Raw genomic sequence first — 15,890 nt, 5'->3', positions numbered from 1 at the left:
CATCCTAGGCATCGCTCACTGTGCGCAGGCTGTCATCCCGGTCACGGGGCGGTCACGGCGTGGTCGCAGCAGCTTCCGCGCTCACCGGTCGGCGACGTCGCACGTCGGGAGCGCAGCGACGTCTCCGTCGTCGGCGATCACCTGCAGGGCGGCCAGCGACTCGTCGAGGGTCGCGGTGCGGATCACCTGAAGCCCGTCGGGCACATGACCCACGACCTCGTCGCAGTTGTCGGCCGGCGCGAGGAAGTACTCCGCTCCGGCATCTCTGGCGCCGTAGAGCTTCTGCCGGATGCCGCCGATCGGGCCGACGGTGCCGGCCGCGTCGATCGTTCCGGTACCGGCGATGTCCTTGCCGCCGTTGAGTTCGCCCTCGGTGAGCGTGTCGATGATGCCGAGTGCGAACATCATCCCGGCGCTCGGCCCGCCGACGTTGTCGAGCTGGATCGTCACGTCGATCTCGAAGTCGTAGTCGGTGCGGAGGGTGATGCCGATGAGCCAGGCGGTCTTGTCCCCCTCGGTGTGCTCCTCCGGGGTGACCTCGACGGTCTGCTCGGCGCCGTCGCGCACCACGGTGAGCTGCACCGGGGCTCCTCCCGCCGCCTGGATCGCCTCTCTCAGCTGGGTGGCCGAGGTGAGGGCCGTGCCGTCGATCGCGGTGATCACGTCGTCGGCTTCCAGGACGCCGTCGGCCGGCGAGTCCGCGACGGCATCGACCACCACGACCTGCGCGCCGGTGTCATAGCCGAGCTCGTTCAGCGCTGCCGCCGTCGCCTCGTGCTGGGAGTCGACCATCAGTGTGGCGTTGCGCTCATCGCGCTGTTCGGTGGTCACGCCCTGGGGGAACACGGAATCGAGCGGGACGACCGCCTTCGACGAGTCCATCCAGGCCAGAGCGAGCTCGAACCAGCTCGGAGTCCGCTCACGGTTGCCGACGACCTGCACCGTGGTCAGATCGAGGGTGCCGGCGGTCTCGAACGTCTCCGCGCCTTCGACGCTGATGAGCGGCACCTGCTCGCCGTCCGCGCCCTTCGCGGTGCCGAGCGTGTCGTACACCGGCCCCGGCCGCTGGATCACATAGGGCGACGGAAGGAAGGTGAGCAGGACCAGCGCGAGGAGCGCGACGATCAGCGCCCAGACTCCGAGTCCGAGCTTCCCAGACCGCGTTCGATCCACTGCATTCCTCCGTCGTTCGCGAGCGGCGTACACCGATCTGCCCGCATCGGGTTCGCGCGCAGAAACCTGTGACTAGCGTAGATGCCACGGCAACAGAACTGCTGAGAGGGCGAGTGACATGGCAGACAACGACCCGACACCCGAGGACTTCCAGGAGTTCCTGCGGAAGATGCTCTCGAACCAGGGCGGCGGGGACATCGACCCCGAAGCGCTCAGGGGCGCGTTCGAGGGGATGGACGGATTCACCCTCGACCCGGCGATGATGCAGACCATCATGTCGCAGCTCCAGGGCGCCTTCGGCGGTGATCCGTGGGAGAACGCCCTGCGCCAGGCCCTGTTCATCGCCAATCGCGACGGGCAGGGAGTGACCGACGGTTCCCGCACCTCGCTCGCCGATTCCTTCGCGCTCGCGAACCTGTGGCTCGGCGAGGCGACGACGATCTCCGAGCTCTCCGAGGCTCCGACGGCGATGACCAGGGGCGAGTGGGTCGAGAAGACGCTCCCGGTGTGGAAGGAGATCGCCGACCCGGTGTCGACGAGCATCGCCGACGCCCTGACCTCGGCGTTGGACACGCAGGTGCCCGAGGACATGCGCGGCGTCGTGCAGGGAGCGGGGAAGCTCATGCGGGGCCTGGGCGGCTCGGTGTTCGCCGCGCAGTTCGGGCAGGTTCTGGGAAACCTCTCGCTCGAGGTCGTCTCCGGTGGCGACGTGGGAATCCCCGTGCTCCCTGCGGGGACCGCGGCCATCATCCCGCAGAACCTCACGGCGTTCGGGGAGGGGCTCGAGATCCCGGAAGACCAGATCGCGCTGTACCTCGCCACCCGCGAACTCGCCTACGCGCGGCTCTACCGGCACGCGAAGTGGCTGCACCTGCACGTGATGGCGCAGATCACCGACTTCGCACGGGGAGTCACCGTGGACGTCGACGCTCTGGAAGACGTGGCCAGTCGCCTCGACCCCTCCGATCCCGAAGAGCTTCGCGCGGCCATCGAGGGCGGCGCGCTCCTCCCCGTGCAGAGCGAGGCGCAGCGCGAAGCCCTGACCCGTCTCGAGAACCTCATCGCGACGATCGACGGCTGGGTGGACGTGGTGACCGCCGAGGCGACCTCCCGTCTGCCGGACGGCGCCCGTATCGCGGAGGCCGCTCGACGCCGTCGTGCCGTGGGCGGACCGGCCGAGGACGCGCTCGGCGCGCTGGTCGGGCTCAAGCTCCGCCCCCGTCGGATGCGCGAGGCATCCGCGATGTGGCAGGCGGTGACGGATGCTGTCGGCATCAGCGGCCGCGACTCGCTGTGGGACTACCCGGACCTCATGCCGACCGCCGAAGACATCGACGACCCGGGCGGGCTCGTGGCTCGCCTCCAGGCCGCAGAGCGCGGCGAGCAGCCCGTCGCCGACGAGTTCGATGAAGCACTGGCCCGCCTGCTCGACGGCGACGACTTCTCGCAGGACAGGCCCGCGGACCAGAACTCCGCGGATTCGGACGGAGACGACGACGCAGCGCCGGAGGGCGACCGACCGGTCTGAGCACGACGGGTGCGGCCGAGGGAGCTCCCTCGACCGCACCCGTCCTCCCCCGTCTGGCGGATACGGAGGAGTTCTCCACCGATGCCCGCAGACGGCCCCGCACCGCCCGGTTCCTCTCCACAATCGGAGAGATGCCGTTGACTCCTCCGCTCCTCACCCGCCTGGACCCGGGCTCTCCGCTGCTCTGGCGAGATGAGCGCACGCTCCAGCTCGGCGACGATGACGGTCCCCGCTTCGACGCCGCGGAGCCCTGGGTGGAGCGGTTGCTCAGCCGGCTGCGCTCCGGGTTCCGCCGCGGCTCCTTCGACGTGATCGCCCATGCGGCCGGCGCACCGCGGGAGGCGGCACGGATGCTTCTCGCTCGACTCGACGCGCTCCTGGTCGACGACCCCGCGCCCGCCCGATCGGCCTGGGTGGAGAGCATCGGCCTCTCGGACGGCCGCGGCGAGTATCGCATGCGGGAAGCGCTGACGGACGAAGGAATCACCCTGGTCGAGATCGGTCGGCGACCCGGTGTCGGTGTCGTGCTCGTGAACGGAGCGACCGCCGCGCTGCAGTTCGCCCGCTTTCTGCGCGAGGACACCGCGCACCTGCCCGTGTCGTTCGAGCCGGGCAGGGTCACCGTCGGGCCGCTCGTGGTTCCCGGCGCATCGGCGTGCCTCGCATGTCGCGACGCCCATGCCCGAGACCTCGAGCCGGCCTGGCCGCTGCTGCACGCACAGATGATCGGCCGAGACTCCGGTCCGATCAGGGCTGCGCAGGTCGCCGAGGCCGGGCGACTCGCGGCTGTGCTTCTCGCCGACGACGCCACGGCCATCGGACGCACGGTGCGGGTCAGCGCTGGCGGCTCGCTCGCGTGGCGTTCGGTGACGTTTCACGAAGAATGCCGGTGCCGCGGCCCGTGGTTCCCATCTCGGCGAGGAACCGAGACGGTGCGCGCTCTCCCCGACCCGCCGATCTCGACCATGACAGCGCCAGCGTCCGCGCGGCGCGCGTGACACCGACGTACGCCAGGCGGCGCTCCTCGTCGACGGCCTCGAACGTCGTCGCGTAGGAGATGGGCAGCGACCCCTCCGCCCACCCGGCCAGGTAGACGTGCGGCCACTCCAGGCCCTTGGCCGCGTGCAGAGTCGACAGGGTGACCGTGCGCATCGTCGGCTCGTGCTGATCCTTCGCCCGCGCCATCAGGGCGTCGCTGAAACTGCGCAGGTCCGAGTCGGGACCGGCTTCTTCCGCGAGCCGCAGAATCGCTCGCCGGGCCTCCCACCCGTCCCGTTGCGCTCCTCCGGCAGCGGGCGGCTGTTCCGTGAGTCCGAGCTCGCGGAGCACGCGCTCCACTCCGGCGAGGAAACCCTGCTCGGTCGGGGCGACGGCCGCAGCGCGAAGGGCGAGGATCGCCTGGCGGACCTCCGGCATCGAGAAGAACCTCGTCCCCCCGAGGACCGTGGTCGCGATGCCCTCGGCGGCGAGCGCCTGCTGCAGCACGGCGGACTGGGCATGAGCGCGATAGAGCACTGCGATCTCGTCGGGAGAGGTGCCGGCTTCGATACGGGCGGAGATGCCGGCGGCGATCCCCGCAGCCTCCTCGCCCTCGGTGTCGTACGCGGTGATCGTGGGTGCGTCCGCAGTGAACTGCTCGCGCGCCGGTACGAGTTCGAGCGCGCCGGGACGACCCCGCATCAGCGCATTCGCCGCGGTGAGGATCGGCGGCTGCGAGCGGTAGTTGGTCTCCAGTCGCACCACCGTGGCGTCGGGGTGACGGCGCTCGAACTCGAGGAGGAACCGCTGCTCGGCCCCGGCGAACGAGTAGATCGTCTGGCTGGCGTCACCCACGACGCAGATGTCGTGCCGGTCCCCGAGCCACAGCTCGAGCAGACGGTTCTGCAACGGAGACACGTCCTGGAACTCGTCGACCGTGAAGTGACGGTACTGCTCATGGACGGACGCGGCCACGCGCGGCTCGGCCTCGAGCATGCCGGCACAGGCCAGGAGCACGTCTTCGAAGTCGAGCTGACGGCGGTCGTCCTTGAGCGCCTCGTACCCGCGCATCAGCTCGACCAGCTGCGTCGCGTCGACCCCGGAGACCGGCCGACCCAGCGCGGCGTACTGGTCGATCGAGAGCATCGAGACCTTGCGCCACTCGATCTCCGAGGCGATGTCCCGCAGCGTCGCGGTGCTGGGCCGGAGGCGGATCGCATCGGCAGCCTGCCCGAGCATCCGCACCTTGTTGTCGATGATCGACGGCGCGGGCGAGCCGGCCAGAGTGGGCCAGAAGAAGTTCAGCTGCGCGAGTGCCGTCGCGTGGAAGGTGCGAGCGGCGACGCCCTCGACGCCGAGCGCGCGCAGCCGTCCGCGGAGCTCCCCCGCAGCCTTCGCCGTGAAGGTCACGGCCATCACACGCGACGGCGAGTAGGCCCCCGTGTCGACACCGTGGGCGATGCGGTGGGTGATCACCCTGGTCTTGCCTGTTCCGGCTCCCGCGAGCACGACGACGGGACCTCGCAGCACGGATGCCGCCGCCCGCTGCCGCTCATCGAGGGCATCGAGTGCGCTCACGCCTTGTCCTCGTACCAGTCGACGATCAGCGCCCGAGCGATCGATGCCGGTCCTGGAAGCCCGACCGGTCCGTCTCCGGCGAGCGCGGATCCGATCTCGGCACGTGTGAACCAGCGGACCTCGATGATCTCCTCGCCGTCGGCGCGCGCGGTCGTCTCGTCGTCGACGACGGCGCGGAAGCCGACCATGAGCGACCGCGGGAACGGCCAGGGCTGCGAGGAGACGTATCGGAGGGCGGACAGACGCACACCCGACTCCTCCTCGATCTCACGGTAGGCGGTGGATTCGAGGGACTCCCCCGCTTCCGTGAACCCCGCGAAACAGGAGAACATCCGCCCGCCCCAGTTCGCGTTGGCGCCCAGCAGCAGGCGCTGGCCGTCCCTGCTCTCGACGGCGACGATCACGGCGGGGTCGGTGCGGGGGAAGTGCTGCCGTCCGCAGACGAGACAGCGCCGGGACCAGCCCGCCTGTCGGAGCTCGGTCTCCCCTCCGCACGTGGGGCAGAACGCCGCGTCCTGAAGCCAGCCGGCAAGCGCGATCGCGCTGATGAGCAGCTCGGATTCCTGGCCGTCGATGCGACCACCCAGATCGCGCAGTCCCAGCCAGATCTCGTCCGGCGCCGTGTCGAGAGCATCGTTCTCCGGCGGGGCGGCCGCGAGGAGCAGCAGGGTGCCGTCGAGATCGCGCCCCAGAAGCGCCCAGCTCGCCTCCACGACGGCATCGGGTGCGACGCGCACGAGTGCGGAGTCGACGACTCTGACACGACCTTCACGGACCACGATGACGCGCGTCGCCGGGTCGTCGCGGAGACGGGCGAGCACATCCGGTTCTTCGCGGAGTTCGGCCGCACGGTCGAGGGACGGGCGCTGAATGGTCATCGACTCCCTCTTTCACGGGCGTGGCGGAGGCGGGACCGCCCCTGAGCCGACCTAACCTGGGGGCATGGGACGCTCTCCTTTCACTCTAGCCGCGGCAGTGACCGCCGCACTGCCCGGGGCGGAGGTCACGGGTGCCCGTGGTCTGAGCGCGGACGGCGAGGGCCGGTTCGACTCGGCCATCGCCACCCTGGCCGATGGCCGTGAGCTCGCGATCCGCGTCGCAGACGACGACGAGACGGCGCGCGAACTCGCCGCCGAGGCGATCGCGCTTCGTGCTCTCACCGACGGCGCTCGAGCGATGCTGCCGTTCCGGGTGCCGGCCTACATCGGGGAGACCCGACTCGGCGAGGGACGCGCGCTCGTCACCGAGCTGCTGCCCGGGTTCCAGATCGACGCGGCCCACGTGCCGGCGGGGCGCGGCGCTGCCCCGTCGATGGGGTCAGCGATCGCCGCGGTGCACAGCATGCCCACCTCGGTGGTCCGCGGGGCGGGACTGGCCACACGCACGGCCGAGGAAAGCCGCGCCGAGCTGGATCGCCTGATCGATACGGCCGCATCGACGGGGAGGGTTCCCGCGCGTCTCACCGTGCGATGGCGCGACGCCGTCGCCGACGACGACCTGTGGCGCTTCGAGTCCACCGTCGTGCTCGGCGGCTTGCAGTCGACGTCCTTCCTGTTCGAGGACGACCCCGAACGCGGCCCCGAAGTCATCGGGCTCCTGGGTTGGCATGGACTGTCGATCGGTGATCCTGCGGTCGATCTGTCGTGGCTCTCCGCGGCACCCGAGGCGTCCGACGATGTCCACGCCGCGTACTCCGGCGCACTCGACCGCGCACCGGACGCCGGCCTCGAAGTGCGTGCTCGTCTGCTCGCCGAGCTCGAGTTCGCACGGTGGCTCGTGCACGGCGACGCCATGCATCGACCGGATATCGTCGACGACGCGGCCGCGCTGCTCGAGGCTCTCGCCGAGGGTCTGCGTACCGATGACCTGAGCGTGATCGATGCCCGCAGCGCCGGAGTCGACTCTGCCATGGACGCACTCGACCGCGTGCCCCGAGACGCCGTGACCGAGGTCGACACGTCGATGCAGACCGACGCCTACAACCCCGAGGAGCTGTGGATCGACGTTCCGGCCGAATCGGAGGAGGGCGCGACCGACGCGACGTCCACCGATGTCGTCGAACCGCTTCGCAGCGGTGCCGACGGCCAAGGACAGGAGCGGGACGACAGCTCCCACCGCGCCGGGATGCTCGATCTCGAGACCGAGGACCTCTCCGAGGCTCGGAGCATCTTCGCCGGCAGCCACAGCACCGATGCCGCGGACAGGCACGGCGCTTCCGTGTCGCACGCGGAGACCGCGTACGACGAGGACGACTCCGAGGAGGCTCAGCGCGCCGCGCGAGCGGCACTCCAGCGCTGGAAGAGCTCCTCCTCCGAGTAGATCCGATCGCCCCGGATGATCAGGTCGTCGGCCACGTAGTACAGCGCGACATCGATCTCCTCCAGCGGTACGTCGAATCTGCGGTGGTACGCGAGACGGTAGAGCGCGAGCTGCAGCATGCGCTCCTCCCGCTCGGCGGCGGTGCGCGGGGCCTTGCCGGTCTTCCAGTCGACGATCTCGACGCGGCCGCCGCGGTCGGCGCGCCGGTACACGGCATCGAGCTTGCAGATGACGATGTGACCGCCCGCAGTCTCGTCCGAGGAGAGGCCTGCACCGAGTACGAAGTCGATCTCGATCTCGATCGCGATGGGCTGCAACCCTCCCCACTCGCTGCGCTCGAACGTCGCCTGCAGCACGGCGAGGTCGGCGGCGTCGGCGGTGGTTCCGCGCCCCTCCCCCGACGCACTCGTCAGGTGCTCGGCCTCGATCGGCGCCTCCTCCTCATCGAGCTCCCAGAGAGCCTCATCCACGCGGCTGCCGACACCCACCAGCTCGGACCGCTGCTCCACCCAGGCGTGGAACAGCGTGCCGAGGCGGGTCTGCCGGTAGGGCCGCTCCGGCATGGGTCTGACGATCGACGACAGGGTTCCGGAGAAGTCGGTGACGTAGTCCTTGAACCTCGAGGCCGGCACGCGCGTCGGCGCTTCCGCATCGGCACCGCGCTGTCTGGCCGCACGCTCGGCGAGCAGACGAGCGAGCTCGATCGAGGGTTCTGCCGTTCCCCGGAGCGTGGCCTCTTCGACAGCCGCTGCCGCCGCGGACACGACACCCCGCCGAGCGCCCAGCGGGTCGAGGGGCCAGCGGAGCGTGGAACCGGGGCCCTCGTACGGATTGTCGTCCAGATCGACCTGGTCGATTACCTCGAACCCCTGCGCCTCGATGGCTTCGAGCAGATAGGGACTCGGCGTGCGCGGGGACTTCTGCCCCGCCCAGTGGGAGCCGCTCAAGAGCAGATCGGTCCGCGCACGGGTGACCGCGACATACGCCAGACGTCGCTCTTCCTGCTGCTGATACGCCCGGTACGCGTCTTTGAAGCGCTTGATCGCGCCTCCCTGCGGATTCGCCTTGGTCGCGCCGCCGGAGAGCGATGCCTGCGCGAGCTTCTGACGCTTGACGGGGTCGGTCTCGTCGCCCATCGCCCCGACGGGGTCCCACTCGAAGCGGGGTAGCGCATCTCGGTCGCCGCGCAGAGCGAAGGGGACGACGCCGAACCCGAACCACCCTGAGGTGTCGGAGACACGGCTCGGAAGCTCGTCGACCACGAGTCGGACGACGGCGACGGCATCCCACTCCAGGCCCTTCGAGCCGTGGATCGTCAGCAGCTGCACGACGCCGGGTTCCGGCGGCTCCGGCCGAGGCATGAGCTCGTCCGTGCCCTCCGCCTTGTCGAGCCAGGCCAGCAGACTGCCGATGCTCCCCCGGTCGTCGGCGGCGAGGAAGGCCCTGACCTCGTCGGCGAACGCGCGCAGCTGCGTCGCGGCGATCCGGGCAGGCCCTCTGGTCTCGTTCGCCGCCAACTCGATGTCCAGCCGCAGTTCGAGCTCGATCAGGCGGATCAGCTCCGGGATCGGCTGCGAGGACGCTCGTCGCAGACGCTCCAGCATCTCGCCCGCGGCGCGCACGCGTGCCCGCCCGTCCGGGGTGATCGCTTCGAGCAGTCTGTAGTCGTCGTGCACGGCCCTGACCACGTCGACGGCGTCGATGATCGACACCGCCTCGTCGGCGCCCCGCGACCCGCGCAGCCGCGAACGGATCTCCTCAGGCAGCGGAGCCATCGCGGGGTCACGCTCCGAGAGCGTGCGCCCGAGGTCGTAGAGCGCCGCCATGTCGGCCACCCCCACGCCGAATCGCGGCCCGGTGAGCAGTCGGATGAGCGCCGATCCCGCCGTGGGGTCGTGCACCACGCGGAGCGTCGAGACGACGTCGACGACCTCCGGCGTCGCCAGCAGTCCGCCGAGACCGAGGATCCGATGCGGGATCCCCCGGGCTGCAAGCGCAGCCGCGAACGTCTGCATGTGCCGCTTCGAGCGGAACAGGATCGCGCCGGTGTGCGGCTTCGTCGCGTGTGCCGCTGCCGTGTCGCGGGCATCGTGTGCCGCTCGACGCTCGGAGAACCACTCCGCCACGGCTGCTGCCTCCTCGTCGACCGTGAAGGGGTACTCCACGGTCACGGTGCCCTCTCCCGCCCCAGGACGGGGTTCGAGCGGGGGCACGTCGAGCCCGGGCCGCTGGAGCGGCTCGAGCACCCGGTTCGCGATCCCGAGGATACGGCGGTCGTTGCGCCAGCTGGTCATGAGGCTGTAGGTATGCGCTGCGCCCGTGCTCGAGAACGTGCCGGAGAACGCGTAGAGATTGTCGGCGCTCGCCCCTCGCCAGCCGTAGATCGACTGGTGCGGGTCGCCCACGGCCATCACCGCCGAGTCACGGAAGAGCTCCGCGAGGAAGCGGGTCTGGATGACCGACGTGTCCTGATACTCGTCGAGCAGCACCACGCGATGCTGCTCGCGGAGCTCGGCGCGCACATCGGGCGCCGACTCGACGATGTCGTACGCGCCGCCGACCTGATCGGCGAAGTCGAGCACGCCGCGACGATGCTTCTCCGCGATGTAGTCGCGCACCAGGCTCGACAGCGTCGGAAGACTGAGCAGGTTCACGGCCGCCTTCTCGACATCGCCGTTGCTCCGATAGGGCTCGAAGGCGAGGGCCTGCTCCCGGGCGATGCGCTCGGCGAGATCCAGGTCCACACGGTGGTCGAGGGCGTCTCCGGCGAGCCGCTGCACCGCATCGATGACCGTGCCGAGCGCGAAGTCGATGTTCTCCAGCTCAGGGAGATCGCTACGCAGCACGACCTCGCGCGCGAGCATCCAGGAGGCCGCCTGGCTGAGCATCGCCACGTCGGGGTCTCGCCCGATGCGTGCAGCGTGCTCGCGGACGATGCCGTCCGCGAAGGCGTTGTAGGTCGAGACCCGAGGCCGGATCATCAGGTCCTCCGCCGCCCGAGGGATCACCGGGTCCCACCCGGTCCCGCGCTGGGCGGCGAGCTCGTCGAGCACGTGTGCACGGACCACCTCGCGCTGGCGGCCGGGCGCCGCCTCCTCCACCCTGCGCAGTGATCCGTCCGCCACGATCGCCGGGAGATGGGGCAGGAGTCCACGACGACCGTACTCGTCGATGACCGCGAGCCGATGGCCGATCCGCTCCGCGAGCTCACCCGCAGCCTTGCGCGTGAAGGTGAGGCCGAGGATCTCGTCGCGGCGCACGTGCCCGTTGGCGACGAGCCACACGACGCGCCCCGACATCGTCTCGGTCTTCCCGCTGCCGGCACCCGCGACCACGAGCGCAGGTTCCGGGGGCGCCTCGATCACACGCTGTTGGGCGGGGGTCGGCGAAGGTTGGCCCAGCGCGGCGGCGATGTCGGTCGCGGAGATCGAGGCGCCGACGCTCCACCATGCGCCGTTCTCCCCCGTCACGAGCTCACCGCCGGCACCGTGTGAATACGGCAGGGATGCACCCGACGCTGGGTGTCGGCACAGTGCGATTCGACCTGCGCTGTGAAGCTCGAAGCCGACATGCCACGCGCCGCATCCGATACGCGCATCAGGAAGGCCGAGCGCGACTCGTCGTCGAGCGTGTGCTGATGGGCGATGCGGTAGTCGCTCTTCGCGAGGGTCTTCGAGACGATCACGAGCCGCGCTCCGGCGAGTGAAGCCGGCGGCGCCCCCTCGACGAGTCCCTGCTGCACCGCGATCTGATAGGCGGCCAGCTGCGCATGCTCGAGCACGCCGGAGTCGGATTCCGGATCGTTCTTGCCCGTCTTCAGATCGACGACGACCGTCGGGCCCTCCGGACCGCCCGACATGGGCTGCCATCCGCGGCCTCGCGCCGCCGCATGCTCACCCGCGCCGGCGGGGTAGGCCTCCACCCGGTCGATGTAGCCGTGGATGATCGCCTGATTCGCCCTGCTCTCCCCCACCGCATGCACGGTCGGCACGACATCCTCATCCTCGTCGCTCGCCCCCGCCACGTCGACGGCGAAGCGGAACTCGACCTCGCTGCCGATCACCCTTCCGCCTTCCCGACGGACGTCGCCCAGGTAGGCGTGCAGCCTGTCGACGAGCAGATCGGCACGGCGTCGCTCCTTGCGTCCGATCCATTCGGTCTCGAAGTCGAGCTCCGGCCACTGCTCGGCCACGATCGCCCGCATCTGCTCCAGGTCTCCGTCGGGAACCCGCTCCATCGCCTCGTGCACGATCGTGCCTATGCCCGCCGTCGGCGGCATCACGGTGTCGCCGCCGAGTGCCGAGACGACCCAGTTGAGACCGCACTCCTCGTAGGACTCCATCTTCGAGGGCGAGACCCGCGCACCCGTGACCGCGAGGTCGCGCAGCGGCGCATCGGTGGAGACGGGCGTCACTCCGTACCATTCGGCGGGGTCCGCACCCGGGACCCCCTCGCGGGCGAGGACGGCGAGCTGCGCAGCGGCGACTCGCCGCACGGGTTCGGCGGATGTCGTGGTGAGGGCGCGTCGGTGCCGTGCGACCAGGCCTCGCAGGGTGAGCGGATGCTCCGCCGAGGCATGCCGCTCAGGCGGCTCGGGAGCGGGCAGGAAGCCGAAGAACGGACTGGGAGTCAGATCGTCGTCGTCCACCGCAGTGATCAGGAGCCGATCGCGCGCACGTGACACGGCACGGACGAACAGACGCAACTCGTCGTGGAGCGCAGCCCGTCGCCGGTCGAGGACGCCCGGCGGCTCGATCGCCATCCCCGTGCGGACGGCCTGGATCGCGTCGGGCAGACGCCACGTCTGCAGCAGTCCACCGCGAAGGCGCACATTCGGCCAGATGCCGTCCTGCACGCCGGCGACGACGACCGCATCGAACTCGGTGCCGAGCGCCGTCGCAGGGGTCAGCAGCGTGACCTTTCCCGGCCGATCGGGAGTCGACAGCGAGTCCTCGGGAACTTCGCTGTCGAGGATGTCCCGTACGAACACCTCCGGCCTCTCGTTGGGGGTGCGTTCGACGAAGCGCTTGGCCGCGTCGAACAGCGACACGAGCGCGTCGAGCGAACGCGCGGTCTCCGCCCCCGTCGGCAGCAGCGAGATCTCGCGCCAGGCGACCTGAAGTCGACGCCCGTCGACGGCTCGGGCCTGGTCCCACACCCGCCAGAGCAGGTCGTGGATCGTCTCGCCGGCATCCGCACCGCTGGCGAGAGCCTGGATGGTCTCGGCGAACCTCTCCGCAGTGCGCGACTCCGGAGCGTCGATGAGAGTGAGGTGGGCAGGATTCGCCATCGCCTGCCGCAGCAGCTCCCGCGCGGGGGTGGAGCCGCCCTGCTCGAGCTCGACGTGTCGGAGCCGGGCGCGCAGGCGCCGCAGCCCGATGGCGTCCATCCCCCCGAACGGGGTGCGCAGCGCCTCCTCGAGCGCGGTCGAGGTGCGCTCTTCGACGGGCGTGAGAGCCAGACGAACGATGCCGACGATGTCGCGCACGATCCCCTCGCTGCCGAGCGGGCGCTGCACACCGGCTGCGCGCGTCGGGATCTCCCTGGCGGCGAGCTCGGTCTCGAGCGTGGTCACCTGCCGGGTGTCGTGGGCGATGACCGCCATCCGATCCCACCGGATCCCTTCGGAGAGGTGCCATTCGCGCATGACACCGGCGATGCGATCGAGCTCTTCGTAGGGAGACGGTGCGATGAACGTGGAGACTCCGGCGTCGACGTCATCGGCCGTCGCCGGCACAGGCGCCCGCCGATGCTCGACCCGCCCCGACACTCCGATCGCCTGCGTCACCGTGCGGGTGAGCGCCGTGAGCGCCGGACGTTGACGATGGGGGCCATCGAGCACGTGCACATCCCCCAGCACCCCGGCGAGCTGCGCGAACAGCTCGGGGCTGGCTCCGCGGAAGGAGCCGGAAGAGATATCCGGATCGCCGAACGCCAGCACGGCGATCCCCCGACTCCGCAGGGCCTTCACGACCGATATACCGCCGCGGGTGAGCTCTTGAGCGTCGTCGATGAGCACCACGCGCAGCGGTGCCAACGGGCCGAGAGTCGCCGGATCGGCCGCGTGCAGGATGGCGCTCGCCTCGCTGAGCAGGTCGGCGGCATCGCGATGTGCGGATCTGAGGGCGTCGAGCACGGCTCGGTACTCCTCGAGGAACTCCGCCGTCGCCGCCCACACGGCGTTGCCCGATGCACGAAGCTCCGCAGCGTCCACCCCGAGCTCGGTGCACTCGGCGAGGAAAGCGCGCAGCTCGGAGCGGAATCCCTTCGACGCCCGAACCGACGCGCTCAGGCTCTCCGGCCACGGGATGCGCATGTCCTCCGCGTCACCGGCGAGGAGCTCGGCGATGATGCGGTCCTGATCCGCGCCCGTCAACAGCGCCGGCGGCTCGGACCCCTCCTTCACCATCGCCCCCCGCACGAGCTGGAAGGCGAACGAGCCGAGCGATCTCGCGAGCGGACCCGGCGTGGCCTGCCCGATCCTGACTCCGATCCGGTCGCGCAGCGCCGTCGCCGCCTGACGGTTCGGGGTGAGGGCGAGCACCTCTTCGGGGCGCAGGGCGTCTGCATCGAGAAGGTGGACGACGCGGTCGATGAGGGTGCGGGTCTTCCCCGTTCCCGGTGCGCCGATGATGACACCGGACGCGTGCGACTCCGCGGCGATCACAGCACGCTGAGCGGAATCCGGTGTCATGACATCAACGCTATCCGGACGCGCGGACATCACCGTCCCCACCCGCCTGAGGCCGCCCGCAGCCATGGTGCCTTCCCCCTGTGCGCTCACGGCGAAACAGGCCGCGACGGCCGATCCCGGCCTGTACTCCCGGGGTAGAGTTGGCGCAGTCCCCGAACTTCAAGGAGCACGCGTGGAAATCCGCATCGGCATCATCAACACCGGCCGTGAACTGAGCTTCGACACCGGCGCAAGCGCCGAAGAGGTGCGCACCCAGGTCGCCACCGCCCTCGAGCAGAGCGCGTCGCACGTGAGCTTCGCCGACGTGAAGGGCAACTCCTACATCGTCCCGACCGCGAACCTCGCGTACATCGAGCTGGGAACCGAGGAATCCCGCCGCGTCGGCTTCGTCGCCTGACCCGACGATGTACATCCTCCTCGCACTCATCGGCGCGTGCGCTCTCGGGATCGCCGCACATTTCCTGATCGGCGGTCGTGAGCTGCGCGGTGTCGCTCTGACCCCCGCCATCGCGACCGCGGTGGCTGCGGTCCTGTACACCGCGCTGCAGTGGGCGGGCGTGGGCGAGGACAGCATCTGGCTGTGGCTCGCGAGCGTCCTCGGAGCCCCCATCGTCGCCGCACTGGCGACCGTGGCGATCACCGGGATGCGCAAGCGCGCCGACGCCCAGAAGCGAGTCGCACTGGGAATCTGACCGCCTCGAACCGACCGCGCGGGGCCCGATGTCGGGTCAGGACGCGAGTCCCATGGCGTCCATGCGCCGTGCGTGAGCGCCCATGAGCTCGGTGTACACCGGCTCGATCCGCTCCTCGTCGACGTCGAGACGCTCCGGCCGCAGCGCCGAGCGGCAGACGAGGATGGTGTCGCCGACGAGACGGCGGGCCCACATCGACAGCAGCGACCGCCACTCCTCATCGCTCTCGATGGTCTCCTGCACGATGGCGACGATCTCGTGCCTGGCATCGTCCTCGCGCAGGATCTGCGCCACGCGGTGCCCGGTCTCCCCGTAGCTGGAGGCGAGCGCGAGGTAGAAGTCGTCCAACATCCCTGCGGTGATGTAGACGGCGAGCAGCGTCTCGCGAGGGCGGGCGCCGATGGTCTTCCGACGGAACGCATCGAGGTTCTCCCGGAACGGCAGCATCAGCTGCGTCGGGTCGTCCCCCCGCTCCGCGATGAGCTCCACGATCCCGCGGTGCTTGGTGAGCGCGGCTCCGGCTGCGCGCGAGAGCGACTCCTTCTCGGAGAGCTCGGGTGTGGCACGGATGAGACGCGTCAGCGTCTCGAAGTAGCCCAGCTGCAGATAGGCGGCCTGTCCGAGGAAGCGGTTCAGCTCGGGGGCGAGCTCGGCGAAGTCGATGCGCGTCGCATCTCCCTGCTCTCCCCTGCCGCGCAAGGCGAGGGTGCGTCGCGGCGCCGCATCGCGCTGCCAGAACCACTTAACCACGAGGTCGTCCTCCCGAGTCCACCACGACGTTCACAATACTCGTGCGGAAGCCCTCTTCCCGGCCTGCGGCACCCCTCGGGTAGGCTGGGCGTGTCCCCGCCGTCGGAGCGGGGCCCCGCGCCTGTGGCACAAGAGACGGCGTGGATCCGTGAACGTGGCGATCCCGCAGGGTCGCCGG

Annotated in this window: 10 protein-coding genes; 4 read left to right on the top strand and 6 right to left on the bottom strand. The window is 70.3% G+C overall.

The annotated features are described in order from the left end of the window. Positions 1-81: 81 nt before the first annotated feature. Positions 82-1,173, bottom strand: a complete 1,092-nt coding sequence (locus ILP86_RS06740; RefSeq protein WP_082108744.1) for a PDZ domain-containing protein — start codon at positions 1,171-1,173, stop codon at positions 82-84. A 118-nt stretch (positions 1,174-1,291) separates the two neighbouring features. Between ILP86_RS06740 and ILP86_RS06735 the strand changes: the two genes are divergently transcribed. Continuing rightward, a complete protein-coding gene (locus ILP86_RS06735; RefSeq protein WP_193761656.1) occupies positions 1,292-2,701 on the top strand; it encodes a zinc-dependent metalloprotease in 1,410 nt (469 codons plus the stop codon). 834 nt (positions 2,702-3,535) lie between these two features. Here the strand turns inward: ILP86_RS06735 and ILP86_RS06730 are convergent. Beyond that, positions 3,536-5,257, bottom strand: a complete 1,722-nt coding sequence (locus tag ILP86_RS06730; protein WP_046749546.1) for an ATP-dependent helicase — start codon at positions 5,255-5,257, stop codon at positions 3,536-3,538. Continuing rightward, positions 5,254-6,135, bottom strand: a complete 882-nt coding sequence (gene nudC, locus ILP86_RS06725; RefSeq protein ID WP_061016601.1) for an NAD(+) diphosphatase — start codon at positions 6,133-6,135, stop codon at positions 5,254-5,256. Before nudC ends, ILP86_RS06730 begins: the two co-directional genes overlap by 4 nt. A 64-nt stretch (positions 6,136-6,199) precedes the next feature. Between nudC and ILP86_RS06720 the strand changes: the two genes are divergently transcribed. Continuing rightward, positions 6,200-7,576, top strand: a complete 1,377-nt coding sequence (locus ILP86_RS06720) for a hypothetical protein (RefSeq protein ID WP_227750924.1) — start codon at positions 6,200-6,202, stop codon at positions 7,574-7,576. Here ILP86_RS06720 and ILP86_RS06715 read toward each other — a convergent pair. Further along, positions 7,522-11,046 carry an ATP-dependent DNA helicase gene (locus ILP86_RS06715; RefSeq protein ID WP_308431894.1) on the bottom strand — a complete coding sequence of 1,175 codons (3,525 nt, stop codon included), beginning with the start codon at positions 11,044-11,046 and terminating at the stop codon, positions 7,522-7,524. The genes ILP86_RS06720 and ILP86_RS06715 overlap by 55 nt on opposite strands. Next, positions 11,043-14,270, bottom strand: a complete 3,228-nt coding sequence (locus tag ILP86_RS06710) for an ATP-dependent DNA helicase (protein ID WP_193761655.1) — start codon at positions 14,268-14,270, stop codon at positions 11,043-11,045. The genes ILP86_RS06715 and ILP86_RS06710 overlap by 4 nt, the downstream gene beginning before the upstream one ends. Before the next feature lie 172 nt (positions 14,271-14,442). Between ILP86_RS06710 and ILP86_RS06705 the strand changes: the two genes are divergently transcribed. Together ILP86_RS06705 and ILP86_RS06700 are read left to right on the top strand one after the other, a co-directional pair. Continuing rightward, positions 14,443-14,667 carry a DUF3107 domain-containing protein gene (locus tag ILP86_RS06705; protein ID WP_045263100.1) on the top strand — a complete coding sequence of 75 codons (225 nt, stop codon included), beginning with the start codon at positions 14,443-14,445 and terminating at the stop codon, positions 14,665-14,667. A 7-nt stretch (positions 14,668-14,674) separates the two neighbouring features. Further along, positions 14,675-14,962 (top strand): hypothetical protein, encoded by a 288-nt coding sequence (locus ILP86_RS06700; protein ID WP_046749550.1) that lies wholly within the window; start codon positions 14,675-14,677, stop codon positions 14,960-14,962. A 36-nt stretch (positions 14,963-14,998) separates the two neighbouring features. Here the strand turns inward: ILP86_RS06700 and ILP86_RS06695 are convergent, their stop codons facing one another. Further along, positions 14,999-15,712 carry a ferritin-like fold-containing protein gene (locus ILP86_RS06695; RefSeq protein WP_058631835.1) on the bottom strand — a complete coding sequence of 238 codons (714 nt, stop codon included), beginning with the start codon at positions 15,710-15,712 and terminating at the stop codon, positions 14,999-15,001. Positions 15,713-15,890: the final 178 nt, after the last annotated feature.

It is taken from the genome of Microbacterium sp. R1 (assembly GCF_015159725.1).
GTDB lineage: Bacteria > Actinomycetota > Actinomycetes > Actinomycetales > Microbacteriaceae > Microbacterium > Microbacterium oxydans.
Note: the sequence above shows the minus strand (reverse complement) of the source record. Positions and strands in the feature narration are given on the sequence as shown.

Excerpts from the sequence above, each read along its gene's own strand:
- ILP86_RS06735 (WP_193761656.1), top strand. The coding sequence starts at position 1,292 with ATGGCAGACAACGACCCGACACCCGAGGACTTCCAGGAGTTCCTGCGG.
- nudC (WP_061016601.1), bottom strand. The coding sequence starts at position 6,135 with ATGACCATTCAGCGCCCGTCCCTCGACCGTGCGGCCGAACTCCGCGAA.
- ILP86_RS06720 (WP_227750924.1), top strand. The coding sequence starts at position 6,200 with ATGGGACGCTCTCCTTTCACTCTAGCCGCGGCAGTGACCGCCGCACTG.
- ILP86_RS06710 (WP_193761655.1), bottom strand. The coding sequence starts at position 14,270 with ATGACACCGGATTCCGCTCAGCGTGCTGTGATCGCCGCGGAGTCGCAC.
- ILP86_RS06700 (WP_046749550.1), top strand. The coding sequence starts at position 14,675 with ATGTACATCCTCCTCGCACTCATCGGCGCGTGCGCTCTCGGGATCGCC.